Annotated in this window: 12 protein-coding genes; 5 read left to right on the forward strand and 7 right to left on the reverse strand. The window is 33.3% G+C overall.

The window, feature by feature from the left end:
• The first annotated feature begins 340 nt into the window (after positions 1-340).
• Positions 341-1,456 carry a PepSY domain-containing protein gene (locus CLU81_RS01045; RefSeq protein WP_099712629.1) on the forward strand — a complete coding sequence of 372 codons (1,116 nt, stop codon included), beginning with the start codon at positions 341-343 and terminating at the stop codon, positions 1,454-1,456.
• A gap of 271 nt (positions 1,457-1,727) precedes the next feature.
• On the opposite strand, the gene CLU81_RS01050 is transcribed toward CLU81_RS01045, so the two are convergent.
• On the reverse strand, positions 1,728-2,162 hold the full coding sequence (locus CLU81_RS01050) for a carboxymuconolactone decarboxylase family protein (protein ID WP_099708129.1): 435 nt from the start codon (positions 2,160-2,162) through the stop codon (positions 1,728-1,730).
• Between the two features lie 322 nt (positions 2,163-2,484).
• Here CLU81_RS01050 and CLU81_RS01055 point away from each other — a divergent pair, with 322 nt between their 5' ends.
• The 3 genes from CLU81_RS01055 (at position 2,485) to CLU81_RS01065 (ending at position 4,711) form a co-directional block, all read left to right on the forward strand.
• The gene (locus CLU81_RS01055; RefSeq protein ID WP_099708130.1) at positions 2,485-3,336 is read left to right on the forward strand and encodes a hypothetical protein; all 852 of its coding nucleotides are present in this window, start codon (positions 2,485-2,487) and stop codon (positions 3,334-3,336) included.
• Positions 3,337-3,339: 3 nt separating this feature from the next.
• Positions 3,340-3,972 (forward strand): hypothetical protein, encoded by a 633-nt coding sequence (locus CLU81_RS01060; RefSeq protein WP_099708131.1) that lies wholly within the window; start codon positions 3,340-3,342, stop codon positions 3,970-3,972.
• A 154-nt stretch (positions 3,973-4,126) separates the two neighbouring features.
• Entirely contained in the window at positions 4,127-4,711 is a 585-nt protein-coding gene (locus CLU81_RS01065; RefSeq protein WP_099708132.1) for a helix-turn-helix domain-containing protein, read from the forward strand.
• Positions 4,712-4,955: 244 nt separating this feature from the next.
• Here CLU81_RS01065 and CLU81_RS01070 read toward each other — a convergent pair whose 3' ends face one another.
• The 5 genes from CLU81_RS01070 to CLU81_RS01090 all read right to left on the reverse strand — a co-directional run bounded on the left by CLU81_RS01070 (position 4,956) and on the right by CLU81_RS01090 (position 13,213).
• Positions 4,956-6,638, reverse strand: a complete 1,683-nt coding sequence (locus CLU81_RS01070) for a DUF4983 domain-containing protein (RefSeq protein WP_099708133.1) — start codon at positions 6,636-6,638, stop codon at positions 4,956-4,958.
• Positions 6,639-6,872: 234 nt separating this feature from the next.
• Positions 6,873-7,553 (reverse strand): phosphonatase-like hydrolase, encoded by a 681-nt coding sequence (locus tag CLU81_RS01075; RefSeq protein ID WP_099712630.1) that lies wholly within the window; start codon positions 7,551-7,553, stop codon positions 6,873-6,875.
• Between the two features lie 131 nt (positions 7,554-7,684).
• Entirely contained in the window at positions 7,685-8,842 is a 1,158-nt protein-coding gene (locus tag CLU81_RS01080) for a TIGR03364 family FAD-dependent oxidoreductase (RefSeq protein ID WP_099708134.1), read from the reverse strand.
• Positions 8,843-8,900: 58 nt separating this feature from the next.
• Entirely contained in the window at positions 8,901-10,181 is a 1,281-nt protein-coding gene (locus CLU81_RS01085; protein WP_199174539.1) for a DUF5690 family protein, read from the reverse strand.
• A gap of 155 nt (positions 10,182-10,336) precedes the next feature.
• A complete protein-coding gene (locus CLU81_RS01090) occupies positions 10,337-13,213 on the reverse strand; it encodes a TonB-dependent receptor (RefSeq protein ID WP_099708135.1) in 2,877 nt (958 codons plus the stop codon).
• A gap of 688 nt (positions 13,214-13,901) precedes the next feature.
• On the opposite strand from CLU81_RS01090, the gene CLU81_RS01095 reads away from it, so the two are divergent.
• The gene (locus CLU81_RS01095; RefSeq protein ID WP_099708136.1) at positions 13,902-14,897 is read left to right on the forward strand and encodes an SDR family NAD(P)-dependent oxidoreductase; all 996 of its coding nucleotides are present in this window, start codon (positions 13,902-13,904) and stop codon (positions 14,895-14,897) included.
• Between the two features lie 382 nt (positions 14,898-15,279).
• On the opposite strand, the gene CLU81_RS01100 is transcribed toward CLU81_RS01095, so the two are convergent.
• Positions 15,280-16,512: a PQQ-dependent sugar dehydrogenase gene (locus tag CLU81_RS01100; RefSeq protein ID WP_099708137.1), complete on the reverse strand. Its 1,233-nt coding sequence runs from the start codon at positions 16,510-16,512 to the stop codon at positions 15,280-15,282.
• Between the last annotated feature and the right edge of the window lie 475 nt (positions 16,513-16,987).

Consider the following 16,987-nt stretch of genomic DNA (forward strand, 5'->3'; position numbering starts at 1 on the left):
ATTATGACACTTTCTTTTCTTCAAAAAACCAGCAGTTTTATTGACTTTATGTACATCATTAAATGTAATCCGTAATTCTTCTGAATAACCATATATACACAAAGCAACAATAACTTTAACAAGTAAATTATACGTTTAAGAACTTCTTTTCTTCTTTCTAATATTAAAATTCTGAATGTTTTATTTCGAATTAAAAAAAGAGCATTTTTTCTAATGTTATTGTATGGATTAAGTCTAAATAAGTATAAATTTGCGCCAGAACTTTAAAAGTTCAGATCAGTTTTATTATAACGCAAACAATCTCCCGGAACAAATTGAAAGGTTTTGGAAAACAGGATTTATGAAGAAAGGATTTAAAAAAAATATTGGTCTGTTGCATTTATGGCTTGGACTTGGTTCTGGATTAATTGTTTTTATAGCTGCCTTAACGGGAAGTATTTTGGTTTTTGAAAAAGAAATTGACAAAGCTATAAATCCTGAATATTACAATGTTGCTACGATTGGAACGACAAAAAAAACAATTGATTATTGTGTAGAGATACTTCAAAAAGAGCATTCTATAAAAAAGATTACTCGTATTTATACTTTTAACGATCCTTCGCGCACGATTCAAATTTTAGGAAAGGATTCCGATAAAAAAGCACAGTTTTTTTCAATCGATCCTTACACGGGGAAAATCCTGGCACAAACTCCTCAAGAAAGCAGATTTTTTGTTGTTGTTTTATCCATTCACAGACAATTATTATTGGGCGAAACGGGCGAAATCATTATGGGAACTTCCTGTTTGATCTTTGCTTTTATGCTTATTTCAGGTATGATTTTGTGGTGGCCTAAAAAAATCAAAAATCTAAAACAAAGACTTACTGTAAAATGGAGCGGTTCTTTTAAAAGAGTAAACTGGGATTTCCATTCGACTTTTGGTTTCTACAGCTTTTTAGTTTTGTTCATTATTTCCTTAACCGGATTATCATTTGCGTTCACGTGGTTTCAAAATGGTGTTTATTTCCTGACTGAAGGAAATGCGAAAAAGCCTTCGGCAAAAGTAGAAAACCCAACAAAAATTGATCCTAAACTAAACAATACTGCATTCTATCAAAATATATATAATAAGGCTGACAGCATTTTTCCGTACACAGGAAACATCCAAATCAGAATGCCTGCTGACACGATAAATAGTATTTTGGTACTAAAAGAATATTCAGAAATAACGATTCCAAATCAATCCAGTGCTGCTTATTTTGATAAATATACCACTGAACAAATTGAAGCAAGACCTTATGACAAATTTTCGACCGGAGACAAAATAAGACGTTTAAACTACCCTATTCATACCGGAAGTGTTTATGGTCTTCCTACCAAAATAATTGCATTTATAGTTTGTCTTTTTGCTGCGACATTGCCAATTACGGGACTTATAATCTGGTTGGGAAGAAAGAAAAAGGGAGCAAAAAAATAATTTAAACACATAGAAACATAGCTATTAAGAACTAAAAAAAAGAGGCGTTTCACTTTTTTTGAATTCACATAGCCTCTATGTGCAGGAAACAAGTTTCTTTTTAATCTTCTTATGGATAAAGAAAAGCTATGTTTCTATGTGTTAGATTTTTTGTCATTAACAATTGGAATCTACCAAATAGAACAAAGCAATAATTAAACAAAAAAGGATTTAAAGCTTTATTATTAAAGCTTTAAATCCTTTTTTTGTCTTATATTATTTCAGCTTTTGCTTAAGCAGGAATAAGATTTGTTGCAATACCAATTCTATTCCACGCATTAATTGTAATAATGGCTAAAATTACCTGAGCCAGATATTTTTCATCCAAAACTTTAGCTGCAGCTTCATAAGTTTCATCTTTTACATGATTGCTAATCAAAGTAATTTCTTCAGTTAAGGCTAATATTGCTCTTTCTTCGTCTGTAAAATACGGTGTTTCGCGCCATGCATTCAAAGCATAAATACGTTGTTCTGTTTCGCCCGCTTTACGAGCATCTTTTGTGTGCATATTGATACAAAAAGCACAACCATTAATTTGTGATGCTCTAATTTTAATCAACTCTTTATGCGTTCTTGTCAATGATGTACTTTCGATGAATTTTTCAAGTCCCAGAATAGCGCTGTATCCTGCTGGTTCTACTTTGTCAATATGAATTCTTGTTTGCATTTTTATAAATTTTTATATTATTAATCCTTTATTTTAAAACTAAATTATTGTTTATCAATATTTTACATCACAAATATACAACAGTAATCTGGATGTAAAATATGCCAATTTTCAAATAAATACCAGCCCAGATTATCAAACGAATCTCTCTTTTAAAAATGTAAACCTTATAAAAGCTTTCTACTTTTTGTTTTTAATTTTTAGTTTTAATATCAATACATAATGATGCAAATTCAACGATATTTGTATTCCGTGATTAAAGAATAATTCAGAAAGTTGATTTGTAAAATTGACTTATTCAAGTTTAAATTATGATCTATATATGAATGAAAATCTAATAAACCGTTATCAGATTAACTTTGCCAACTTGACGGAGCAATTAAATAATAATCAGGCGAAAATAACCAAGCATCCATATATTAAAAATAAGCACCTTAGTTTATTTTTATACGAATGGTCAAATCCTCAGGAAATCAACGAAGCCTTATTGCCTGATATTGAAGCTGCTTTTTTAGATACAAACTATTTCGAAAGTAACTCAAGCGAAAACGTAAGTATTATGATTTATCATAATAGAGTTGAACTTTATGATGATACTAAATGTGTATATGAACTGCCTCTGAAAGACTTCAAAGAAATAGTTATTGGTTGGCGTGATTTTTTATTAACTCCGCCATTAAATGGAAGTAAAATTTATCAAGACAATAAAAGTGAAAAATCTGAAAATAGGCAAGAAATAAATTCTACAGAATCTGATACAGTATTTGAAACGACTGAAAGTGAAATTTCAGATATTGAATTAAAGACTTATTCCAGACAAAACAAATTTGTATTTATCTTATCGTTGGTTTTATTTATTGCATCTTTTCTTTTTTTCTTCATTATTGTACCTTCGTTAGATGTTGCCAGAGTAATAATTTTCGTTTCTATTGTAGGATCGATTATGATAAGCTTATCTGGATTTTATTGTTTATTATATTATAAAAGTTGGAAGAAGGATTTTATAGAAAAAGTCGGAAAACCCAAATTAAACATTGAAACTTTTATTCTTATTTGTAGTTTACCAACAGTTTTGTTTTATTTCATAATTTCATGGAATTTCCTGGAAGGTCCCGGACATAATCTGTACAAATTAGGAATAACTCTTAAAGTATTAAAGTTTCTAAATCCTTAAAAAATGACTTCAGATATAAAATACAAAGATTATTATGGTAATTATATTGCAGAGCAAAAAGTATCAGATTTAAAATTCTACTCGAAAGAATTTTTTAATAATGATGAATTGAAATTAGTTGAGGATTATGGTCCCAAAGGAAGAACTACTGAAATTATTTTACGAGGCGGAGAATATTACTTATCTGCCGATGAAGATTTGCAAACAATTGTTAATCAGCATAAATATACTGGTAATCATTGGATCTTTTTCTTTAATAAACAACAAAATAATTTAGGAGATACTTGTTGGGAATATCATTTTTATGAAAAAGGAGAACTAAACAGAAGCGGAATCAAAGTTTTCAATAATGATAATCTGTTAATTGCTTCATGTACAATAGATTTAGAAACCAATGAAATAGACAATAAACAAAAATACTTTTATGGAGATCCAAAGATTTATAAAAGACCGGAATATGAAAGTCATTTTTTAAGTGTTTCTTATCATGCCAATAATGATGTAAGCGACATATACATTTATGACGATGATTACCAGAGCGCAGATGAATTTTTAGCCTCTTATGATTCTAAATATTTCGATTGGTCATCACATACTTATTTTCATAGTTTCATGCCTATAATGCCAAAAGATTAATTGTCTAATTCGCTCTGCTTTGATTTTTCATTAGAAAATCCTGAAATATATTGCTCTGAATTGTTTATTCCTGATAAAATTTTTCTTCGATCAATATCTTAAAAGATTTCACGGCTAATTGTATATATTTACCATTTAAACCGAAGTTTTTATTATGGAAGATTTTTTAATTGGTATTGGAAAAAGATTAAAAGAAATTAGAAAGAAAAATTCGCTGACCATTCACGAAGTTGCCAACATGGCGGGTGTGAGTAATGGTTTGATTTCCAGAATCGAAAATGGACGAACAATTCCTTCTTTGCCTGTTTTAATCGAATTAATACAATCTCTGAATACTGATGTAAGTTACTTTTTTGAAGGCGTTGAAAATACCAAAAATGCCAAATACATTCATATTAAAAAAGAAGATTACCAAAAAATAGAAAAAGAAGACCGCGCCGAAACTACTGGTTTTAATTACTATCATATCTTTAGTAAAAGCATAAATTCTATAGGTTTTGAAGCCGTAATCCTTGACGTTGAACCTAATTGCAAACGTGAAAAAGTGATTACAGATGCCTGGGAATTCAAATATATCATAAAAGGAAGCGTAACGTATATCATTGATGACGTTGAAGTTATCGTAAACGAAGGCGATTCGTTATGTTTCAACGGAAGACATCCGCACGTACCTGAAAACAGAACTACAGAAAATTGTGTAATGCTGGTACTTTATTTCTATTCTGAAAGTAATAGTTAAACTGCATAACTTTAAAATTTAACCGCGTATTTTTACCGCAAAGTAAGCAAAGGTTTTGCGCAAAGTTCGCAAAGCTTTGTATTGATTTAGCTTTGCGAACTTTGCGTTTACTAATCACAATCTAAAATAAAAGAACTTTGCGCGCTTTGCAGTAAAAAACATTGCAAAACTTCACGGTTAAAACGAGTAAAAGGCTACCTCCAAAATGAAGATAACCTTTTAAAAACAAAAAACACAAACTGAATTAATTTCCTGCCGGAAGCCAAGAGCGCCCATCCAGCGACCAAGCCGAATTAATTGGCACTCCAAACCATAACAGCGAAGAATATGCGATATCTACCATTTTAGGAACTACTCCAGTTGCTGTTCCGCATTTTAAAGTAGCTGTACTTGTTGTCCATGTTGGTGTATTTGGAAAAGCAAGATTAATTTGTTGCGCACTTGAATCTGTAAAAGAATTTCCTGATCCGTTATCGCCTTTCCAATATCCAATAAGATTTGCGTAATCAGGATGAGAACTTGTTACAGATGAACATGTATAATTCAAAATTGAAGCCTCAGACAAAGCTTTATTCCATACGCGAACTTCAGCGATATTACCGTTTACATTTGCGCCATAAGTCAAAGTTCCGTCTTGTCCAACTGCAAAAGGCAAACCAGAAGTCAAACTTCCAAAAGTGCTAACAATTGCTGCTTGTCCCACAAAAGCGCCATCTTGATACGTTTTTATCAACTTTGCCGTGCGATCAACTATCATTGTCAAATGATGCCATTTTCCGTCGTTGATTGAACCTCCTGAAATATCAACACGATTTTGAGTATCGCCAATATTTACTTTCCATGTTCCGCCAGTATTAGCACAAATCACAAATCCGCGATTTTTACCACTTACCCAATTTTTGTTTGAAACCAATGATGGATCGCTTGAATAACCAGAAGTTTTTACTCTACATTCAACTGTAAAACTTGAATTTCCAAAATTGTATAAAGCATTATTTGTCGAAGCATAAATACTATTCGAATTAAAAGTCGCAAATTTACCAGTGATTGATGTTGTAGGATCAACCGGTTTTTCGATTTTAGTCGAAGTGAAATTCTTATTATTGAAAATTGTAAAAATATTTCTTTCTTCATAAGATGTTCCTCCGTGCGATCCTGTAGAACCTGTAACGATTCCGCCATGATCCGGCGCTACAATTACCAACCAATCTTCATTAGCATAATTTGGTCTGTTTTTTAATGCGGTTAAGATTTCGCCAATATAACCGTCTGTAGTTTCGATTGCAGCTTTATATTGTGACACATTAAGCGAAAATCCGTAGCTGTGACCCGCGTGATCTACGTCATCAAAATGCATAAATAAAGCATCTGGATTGTCGTTTGTTAATGCCGTTACGACTTCATTTTTAACGGCTAAATCTGTAGTTAACGTTTTTTCTACGTCAATTCCGTCAACAATATAAGTATTGATTGGCGCCCAATGTACGATTGACATTGTTCTTAAAGCAGTATTATATGTTTCAAGACGTTTTAAAAAGCTTGGATAAGTTCCAAAATTTGGCGTTGAAAATGAATTGTCTGTAACACCGTGTTTCAAATGAGTTACACCGCTAAGCATTGTCGACCAACCGTTTCCACTCCAGGTTGGTGCTTCAGTTAAAGCATCTAAACTATAAACCGAATTTGGCAATAAAGCATGAACATTTGGTGTGTTTGCGCCCATCAAAGCGTCTCCTCGACAGCCATCGATTCCTATAATAAGCAGCTTTTTAGTACCGCCGCTTAAAGCAGATTTGCCTGTTTTTAAAATAGTTTTTGTATTTACTGAACTTTCATCGCTCGCAGGCGTTGGTTCATTGGTACAGGAAGTCACTAAAAGTGCACTTGCAAGAATTGTAATGTAACTTAATCTAAAAATCTTTTTCATTGGGTTGAATTGTTTTAATGGGTTACTATTGATTTACTTGTAAAACTATTTCCTGCAGGGATTTTTATTTTAACTAATTAGTTTATTATTATTTAGCGCATTGAAGCGTATTTTTAAACATTCATTTTTTTATTTTTTACCATTAAGAGATTAAGTTATATTAAGAAGCTTGACTTAATTTCTCTTAATATCTTAATGGTTCAAATAATATTTTAATTTTTAAAATATTATGTTTTAATTCATAATGCTGTCCAACGAAGCAAGAGAATCCAGGATATAATCCGGTTTTGCTTCTTCGAGTTGTGATCTGGTTTGTGCTCCGGATAAAACGCCAATCGTAATTCCGCATTTAGCATTTTTACCTTCTTCGATATCAATTGCTGAATCTCCTGCTTTCAATACTTTTGAAGCATCTTTGATTTCGAATAATTGCATCGCTTTGTGTATCATATCCGGAAAAGGGCGTCCTAATTCTACATCATCTGCCGTGATTAATGCATCAAACTGATGGTCTTTTTTCCAGTTTAGTTTTTCTAATAAAGTATTTGCAACATGGCTGCTATAACCAGTATTTAAAACTACTTTTACGCCATCTTTTTTAAGATTTTGAAGCACATTTTCTACGCCTTCAATAGGCAAAACTTTAGCTGTAAGGTATTCTTGGTCTAATGTTTCTTTAAAATATTCAAATATTTCCTCCGATTTATTGGCGTCTGTAATATTGATATGCTTTAAAATATCTTTTATCGCCTGATGTTTTTCTTTTCCTGCTCCTAACGAAAGCACCAATTCAAGAGAAACATCAATTCCGAATTTATTGATGGATTTATGTAGTGATTTATAGACTATATTTTGTTCATTTATTGTTGTTCCGGCCATGTCAAAAACAACCATTTCAATTTCATTAATTTTCATTTTGTGTGTATTTGTTTTTTTTACCATTAAGAAATTAAGTTATATTAAGAAGCTAAGCTTAACTTTTCTTAATCTCTTAACGGTTCAAATATTATTTTAATTTTTAAAATCTGTCGCTATATTTTTTTAGCTTAAGCGTTAAAAATTTTATCAATGTTATGTTTCGCAAATCCTGCGCTTCCAGTCATTCCCTTTCCTCCTATTCCGGTTATGATGTGAATATTTTCACCAACAGTATGTTCAAAAATATCTTTGGTTTTGCATTGCGAATACATTCCTGACCATCTGTTTTGGATTTCGTAAGTTGGTAAATCGATGATCTTTTTGGCTTCTTCAATCATGAAATTATCGATGTCCATATTCAAATCAAATCCTAGAGAATCTATATCTTTTGCAGCAGCATATTCGTGAGAATCTCCAAGAATTACAGATCCGTCCAAAGCTTGTTTGAATAAAATATGAACGCCGTATCTTTTCTCAAAACTATCCGGATTTTCCTTTGCTTTGATTCCTGCGTACGATTTACATTCTTCAAAAGATTCGTATCTTCTAATCGTTAATCCGGTCAGAATAGAACCATCTAATTTGTAATTATTCTGAGGTTTTGTTTGCAGCATCTGAAGTTTTGAAACTACTAAATCGCTGTTGTTATAAATTTCAGGATATAGTATTTTGAAATCACTTCCGTTACAAATAATCATTTTCGAAGCTTTGTATTCTAATCCTCCTGAAGTTGTTGCAATTACTTCATTGTTTCTGTTTTCGGTATTCAAAACCGTGGTATTCATATATAAATCCAGACCTAAATTTGCGGTCATATATTGATGCAGTTTATGAATCATTGTTGCAGGTTCAACGGTTACTTCTTGCGGAAAAAATAATCCTCCCGTACAATAATCAGAACGTAATCCGGCGTATTTTGCCAAACATTGTTCTTTGGTCAACAAATTTGATTCGTAATCATTTGCTATATTTATTTGATGCAATTCTTCAATTAATTGCATTTCTTCTTCATTTGAAGCTAAATATACCGTTCCGTTTTGACGAAGATTAATATCAAATTGTGACTGAATATCTTTATAAATCTTTAAACTTTCTTTTCCGAAGTTTTGCCACTTTCTGTCCATTCCGGAAGGTACAACCTGACCAAAATTTCTAACTGTTGCGCCTTCGGGTTTGCTGTTTTTTTCCAGAATGGCAACTGACATTCCTTTTAGTAAAGCATGATAGGCATGAAATGTACCTAAAACGCCTGAACCAACGATTATTAAATCATATTTCTCTTTCATGTGTTTGTGTTTGTGTAATTTGTTTTATGCTGATTTTATTCTATTCTTTTCCTTTATTTCAAGTGTATAAAGGTGCTGTACTAATTTTTGATGTTTTTTTGAATTTCCTTTTAAAGTAATTAAAGGACATTATAGTTGTGATTATCCCAACAAAGGATAACAGATAAATACAAGTGGTAAAAAAGCTTAATAAGGAAATGTTCTTGTCTCCGAAATTCTTGAAAAACAAAACTAAAACACTTCCTAAATATCCAAAAGCATCGGCGATGTAGATTAAAAATCCTGTGTTTCCGTCTATTTTGTAAGTGGCAATCATTCGATCAAAAAACAAACCGTTGAACGGAATATAGCAAACGTACATTCCAAATCCCGAGATCATCATCCACGGAAGTGGCGATATTAAATGCTTTTGAAACAAGAATGTTGTTGCGCCAATAAGTAATGAACCTAAAAACAATACTAAATGATAATTTTTGAAAGCTTTGTAGTTGTTTTTCATGCTTCCTAAAAACCCTAAAATAACGAGAACTGAAATCGCAATAGGAATTTCTGAGTACATATAAATCGAAATACTTTCTTTATATCCCAATGTATCCCACAATTCTCTGGCAAAATTATCCCTGAATTCTCTCATTGCCGTAAGCATTGCATAGAATATAATTATTGCCGTTAACGGAAATGCAAATTGCTGAAATAATGAAGCGCGTTCTTTTTTGCTCAGTGGTTTTCGTTTTGATTTTAAAGCTAAATCTTCGCTATCAGGATTTGGGATTTTCTCCAAAAACAATGAAAATACGATTAACGGAATTATAAATATTAAACCCGAAACAAAAGGCATCCAAAACTCATTGCATCCCAAAACCGTCAAGACAAATACTCCAACGGATTTTGCGGCTCCGGAAGAAACTATAAAACTCGAACAGAGAATAACTCCTAATAATTCGGTAGTTTTTCTTCCTTCGATATAGGAGAAAACGATTCCCCAGATCATTCCCAAAGGCAATCCGTTTATGAATAAAAACAGAATATTGTATGGCGCCGGAACTAATGCAAATCCTAATAAAGCTAACTCAGAAATGGCTATAAAACTGATTAAATATAAAGTTCTCTTTGCCGATTTTAATTCGGATATAATCTTGATTCCTAAAAATTTAGAAAGTGTATATCCTAAAACCTGAGCCAGAATCAACAAGATTTTATAGTCAATTCCCCAAAAAGACATGTGGTCAAATGTCGCTACAGTAAAGGGTTTACGGAACGCATACATACAAAAATAAGTACCAAATGCCGCAATGGATGTTTTTAATATAAACCTGAAATTAGATGCTTTTTTAGACATTAGTTTTTGAGATTTAGCGTAATAGTTGTGTGGTTGTAAAGTTTAAATATGTGTTTCTCTATAGTTTTTAGAAACTCGCTGGATGGGGTTGGTTCAAAAAAAATAAACTGTAAAAATAAAACCTGCCAGCATCCAACGAGTTAACTTATAGTTGTCTATAAATTATATTTTAAACCAAGATTAAATTTTGCACCATAATATTCTACCTGTTTTGGTCTGTTTGGTGTTTCTCCAAAATGATACATTAATGGCTCATTCAAAACGTTATTTACATCACTGAAGATTGTAAAATGATCTCCTACTTTATAAGAAGCCGAGAAATCAAGTGAGTTATATTTACCGTAATAAATGTCATTCATATCTGTATTCTTGGCATTTGCATCAAAACTTATTGCGTATGCCCCTTTATGGTTGAATGCTGCTCTCACGTTAAGTTTGCCCGTTTCATAGAACAATTGCAGGTTGTATAATTCTTTTGCCTGATAAGGAGTTGACACTTTTCTTCCGTTTGGATTATTGGTGTTTTGTCCTAAAGTCATTTCAGAATTCATGAAAGTTGCATTGATCTGAGTTCCAAAATATTTTAAGAATCCAGGCAAGAAGCTGAATCTTTTTGTGATTCCAAATTCTACTCCGCCAATCCAAGCGTTACCACCGTTTGTAGGCGAACTGATTTCGATATTAGGAATTCCGTTTATTGTACCTTGATACGTGTCGTCAAAAATTGGATCTGTAATCGATTTATAGAAAACTCCGGCGTTGATTACACCAACTTCATCTAAGAAATATTCTCCCAATAAATCAAAGTTCCAAGAATAAGTTGGATTCAAATTTGGGTTTCCTCCTGCATATTCGCCATCAATTGTGTTCAAAGATCCAGCTGGAGAAATGTCTCCAAAGTTTGGTCTTGCAAAGGTTCTTGTTGTAGCAAAACGAAGGTTTAAATTCTCAACCGGCGTATATTTAACGTGTAACATTGGTAATACTGAAGTGTATGTTTTTGTGTTTTCGGCATCAACAACTACATTATTTTCAACTGTTTTACCTGTAACTTGTGTAATTGTATTGGTAACTCTAACACCTCCTAAAACAGTCCATTTGTCAGATATTGAATACGTTGCCATTGCATAACCAGAAGATGTAGTTTCACCAACATTAAAGTTTCTTCCTAAACCTTTTCCTAATTCAGGAATTTGAGAATCTGTTGGATTTAGAACCAAACTCCCCTTAGCCGAATTATATAAATTGTTCATTCCGTTTCCAGATAAAACCGGACCAAAAGTGTTTCCAATATTAGTTCCTGTTTCACGTCTCATATAATCTGTTCCGCCAGGCTGATTGATTAAATCTGAACCATAGTTTGATAAAAATGGCGTTGGCGATCCTGTCCAATTATAATATTCGTCTCTAAAAGTTGCGATACGATCTTTGTCTGTTAATTTCGCACCAAACTTCAATTTCAGACTTTCATTAAAATTGTGTTCGTAGTTTACCGCAGCAATAATATTGTCTCTTTCTACGATGCTGATTTTGTATAATTCCAAAGTAGAAAACTTCATCTTTGTTGGATCTGTTTTGAAATTTGGATCTGAGTAAAAATCAAATATCGATTTTGGATTATTCGGATCAAGCATTCCGCCATCAGCAGCCCAATATGCTCTTGGTCCGCCAGCTCCGCCAGATGCAACAGGAACTGTGTTTAAATATTCAGGTTTAACGCCAACTCCGGTTTGATTAAATTGAATTAAAAAATAACTATTGTCTTCTGCATTTGGAATATTTCCGTATTTGAATTTGTTTCTGTAGGAAGCCAGACTCCAGTCTAAAGTTCCGTTTGCCAATTGATGTTTTCCGCCTAAATCAAGACCAAGAAATTGCGTCATCAATTCGTTGTGAATATCTTGTTGTTCAACCGTTAAAGCATTTGTAGTACTATTGAATTTGTCAAATCTGATTCTGTGTTTATAATGCGTTTCAGTATCAGAAAGTCCTCCGTAAGTTGCTTTCAGGAAAATTTTATCTCTCGAAGAAGGATTAAATTCCATTGCAGCATTCAATCCCGTAGTTTTTCTTATTCCCGTATAATCTCTTAATTCTAATCTGTAAACTCCCTGGTCACCATTTCTTCTGGCTTCATAATTATCTGTTGCCCAGTTTCTGTCCCAATAAGTACCATTAATAATGTATCCAAATTTTCCGTTTTTACTTTTGTCACCAATAGTAAGTGATCCGCTGTAAATTCCTTTATCCGATTTTTGATTGTATCCGCTAAAAATACTTGCTTTAATAGTTCTTTTTGTTGGAGCTGTTTGTGTCGTAAAATTTACGCTTCCACCAATTGCATCGCCATCCATATCTGGCGTAAGTGCTTTTGTAGCTTCAACATAAGCAATAAGATCAGACGGAAAAAAGTCAAATGCTGTAGCTCTCGAAGTGGTTTCTTCTTCGGCAGTTGGAATTCTGTTTCCGTTGATTGTTGTTGAAGACCAAAATGGCGGTAAACCTCTTACCGAAACGAAACGTCCCTCGCCCTGATCTCTTTCGATAGAAACTCCAGGCATACGCTGAACAGTTTCGGCAGCATTACGATCCGGAAGTTTTCCTATTCCGTCAGCCGCAATTACATTTACAATGCTCATCGATTTTTTTTGCATGTTCAGCGCTCTTGCTTCACTATTTCTTTGACTCATTCCGCTTACAACTACTTCGCTTAATTCTTTTGAATTGGTTTCTAAGCGAATTATTCCTAAACTAACATGTTGATTGTCTTTTACTTCAACTTTTATATTTTTTGTTTCATATCCTATATAGGCGATTTGTAATTCTAAACTACCAGATCTAACATCCTGAATCGTAAAATAACCACTGAAATCAGTTGTTGCTTTTTGATTGTTAGATAATATAATAGTTGCTCCCGGCAGTGGAGATTGTGAGTCGGTAACAGTTCCGCTTATGGTAGCTTTTTGCGCCGTCATGTTCTGCGCAAAAAGTGCAACCGAAAAAATAAAAATTGCCTTGTAAATTGTTTTCATGGTTAATTTGTTTACAAATATTAAATTTATTGACGCAAATAAACAATGATTTTTATAAATAGTAAATAAATGAAAATTATGTAATTGTTAAAGAAAAGCAAATTAAAGCACCGCAATTGTTAAGGATTTGTAAAAAATAAAAATGCTAATGAATTGAAAATGACACCCAAATTCCTTTAAATACGGGTGAAATAACCGATTTTGATCAACATTTTGAACAAAACAGAAAACGTTTTCGAAGCAAACATTCCTTAACAATTCTATTTTGGAATTGCGTACTTATTTACAAATAGTAAACTTTTTGAGTGATATTTTACTAGTTTGAGTTATTGAACATACATTATATTATGACCACCAAATTTGTGTTTAGTCCCTACGGGACAATTTTGATGTGGTTTGTATTTTATGTTCTACCAACATTTAATCTCTCCGAGATATTCCTTTTAGATATAATAAAAACCTTTTATTATAGAATTTCAACAGATAATACTCCTTTAGGAGTTAAATATTGGTAAAAAAAACTTATCACACACAGAAAAAATGTCCCGTAGGGACTACACTTTCTTATTAAAAATCCAACAAAACAAAATGACGTTTTAAACAAAGTAAAATGACATTCTGAACAAACTTCGTCTTTTAAGTTCCCAATAACTTTGCCTTATAATAATTACTTAAAAAGCACACAAAAATGAAAACAAACAATTATCAGGGAACTTTCCAAAAAGCAATTGGTTCAGGATTTAATGCAAAATCAACCACAAACGAAGTTATCAACGGAATTGACCTTACGGGAAAAATTGCAATTGTAACAGGCGGTAATACCGGAATTGGTTTAGAAACCGTAAAAATTCTTGCCGAAGCCGGAGCAAGAGTAATCGTTCCTGCAAGAGATATTGAGAAAGCAAAGAAAAACTTAAAAGATATTCCAAATGTAGAATTGGAAATAATGGATTTAATGAATCCTGATTCTATAGATGCATTTGCCCAAAAATTTCTTTCGTCAGGAAGGCCTTTACATTTATTGATTAATAATGCCGGAATTATGTGGTTTCCATATCGTCGTGACAATCGCGGAATCGAATCGCAATTGGCTACGAATTATTTGGCACAATTTCAACTTACGGCAAGATTATGGCCAGCGCTTAAAAAAGCCAAAGCTGCGAGAGTAATAAGTGTATCATCGCAAGGACATCAATTTGGCTCTTTTGATTTTGATGATCCTAATTTTTTACACAAAGAATACGAAACTTTACAAGCTTACGGACAATCCAAAACGGCATGTAATTTATTTGCTCTCGAATTGGACAATCGCGCAAAAGAATTTGGTGTGAGATCTTATTCCCTGCATCCGGGATCTATCAATGGAACTGAACTTGCTAGAGAAGCTTCATTAGATTTATTTCAGAAAATGGGACTTTGCGATGCTGATGGAAATATTCGACCGGAAATTTTAGCAAATCTAAAAACGATTCCGCAAGGCGCTGCAACTACGGTTTGGTGCGCAACGAGTCCGCTTCTTGAAAATAATGGCGGTGTATATTGTGAAGATGTTGAAATTGCTTCAATTGCAACCGATTCTTCTATAACTCCCGGAGTAAAATTATATTCGCTTGACAAGGATAATGCCAAAAGATTATGGTTGGTAAGTGAAGAAATGACGAGAATAACTTTTGATGTTAACTAATGTAAAATCTTTTTTTGTTTTACTGAATAGCCTCCTGCTTTAGCTCAATGTCATTAAGCTAAGGGGAAATCTACAAAATTACTTAACAGTTTAATCAGGAAAGTAATTAGAAAAATCCGTTTTTATCAGCGTTTTCGCTTTTGCGAATCAGTAAAATCAGCGTCTAATTTTGACGCGGATAAAACAGATTTACTTCGTAAAAACGCAGATAAAAACGGATTTTATTTTCTAAAAGATTAACTTAATGATATTGTGCGCTAGCAGCGGAGAAAATTTAAAAAACGTCTCTAATAACGTTTTATGCCTAACAAAAAAAATGGCGCTATACAGCACCATTTTTTGCATTCTTTTATCATAAAAGAACATATGTTGAAATTGATTCTTATTTTTTATCGATTTTGTACAGCCTTCCGCCGTCTGTAATGGCGTATAAAGCTCCGTCGTTTCCTTGTGTTACATCTCTAAAACGTTGATTTTCTGAAGCTAGAAGTCTTTCTTCACCAATCACTTTATTGTTTTTTATCGCAAGACGCACGATATGCATTCCGCTTAAAGCGCCTATGAAAAGATTATTTTGCCATTCAGGAACGCGATTACCGGTGTAAAAAATCATTCCGCTTGGCGAAACCACTGGATCCCAGTAATAAACCGGTTGCTCTAAACCATCTTGTTGCTGAATTCCTGCACCAACTTTTTCTCCGCTATATTCTATTCCGTAGGTAATTGTTGGCCATCCGTAATTTGCACCAGGTTTTATGCGGTTAATTTCATCTCCTCCTCTTGGTCCGTGCTCTGCCAACCAGATTTCGTTTGTCACGGGATTAAGTGCTAAACCTTGTGGGTTTCTATGACCATAACTATACAATTCCGGTAAAGCTCCGGCTTGCGTAAAAGTAGGATTTCCGGTTGCAGGCTGCCCGTCTTTTGTTATTCTGATTACTTTTCCCAAACCTGCTGTAACTGATTGTGCCAATGGTCTGGTTTCTAATACAGAACGTTCTCCCGTGCTTATTACAAGAAAACCTGATTTATCAAAAAGAATACGTCCGCCATAATGCAGCGTACTTGCGTTGGCAGGTTTAGCTCTGTAAATTACGGTTGCTCCTTCGATTGTTTTTTCGTCAGCTGATAGTTTTCCTTTGGCTACAGCCGTATTATTTCCGCCTGTTGTCGCTTCTGCAAAAACCCAGTAAACCATGCGATTTGCAGTAAATTCCGGATCAATAGTTAATCCTAATAAACCACCTTGTCCGGCAGCATTAACAGCAGGAATACCAGTTATTGGAGCACTCAAAACTCCGGCTGTAGTTGCAATGCGCATCGTTCCGCCTTTCTCGGTAATTAATAATCTGCCATCCGGAAGACTTTTTATTCCCCAAGGACTTGTTAAGCTTGTAGCAAGAACAACTCCTTGATAAGGTGTATTGGTTTGAACTCCATTTATACGCGTTTGCCCTTCAAATGCAGGTTTATAAGTGGTGTTAGCAGCATTTCCTTCTACAGGATTCGTGGTTGTTCCAGGATTTGAATCGATATCTTTGTCTTTGTCATTTGCGCAGCTAAATAAGGTCATTAGCACGCTTGCAACAATAGTAATTTGGTTAATAGTTCTCATAAGGTTTGGGATTTTAAGGATTAAAAAAATACAAATGGTAGATATTCTAATGTATAACAAATCAAAAATCTTGAATTAAAATTAAAAAAAGTTACATAATTTATGAGAAAAGTTATACAATTATACTGTTTTGAATGTAAATTTTCGTCTCTTAACAATAGATAAAATTAAAAGCAAAAGAACAGAAGCGATTTGAACCAAGAGTGTAAGGAACTTTTATAAAAGCTTATTTTTCAAAGTTGGTCCGCGTATTTTTGTCATTCCGAGGAACGAGGAATCTCCACAATCCCGAAGCTTCGGGACTCAGGCAAAATCGCCAATCTTTGTCGAGCTACTTGTGGAGATTCCTCGTTCCTCGGAATGACAATGATTATGGCAATTTTGTGCAAAACTAAAGTTCCTTACACTCTTGGATTTAAACCTTACACAAATGTCACTAACTTTGTTCAACGCAGGATATAATCGAAAAAAACAA

It is taken from the genome of Flavobacterium sp. 9 (assembly GCF_002754195.1).
Taxonomy (GTDB): Bacteria; Bacteroidota; Bacteroidia; order Flavobacteriales; family Flavobacteriaceae; genus Flavobacterium.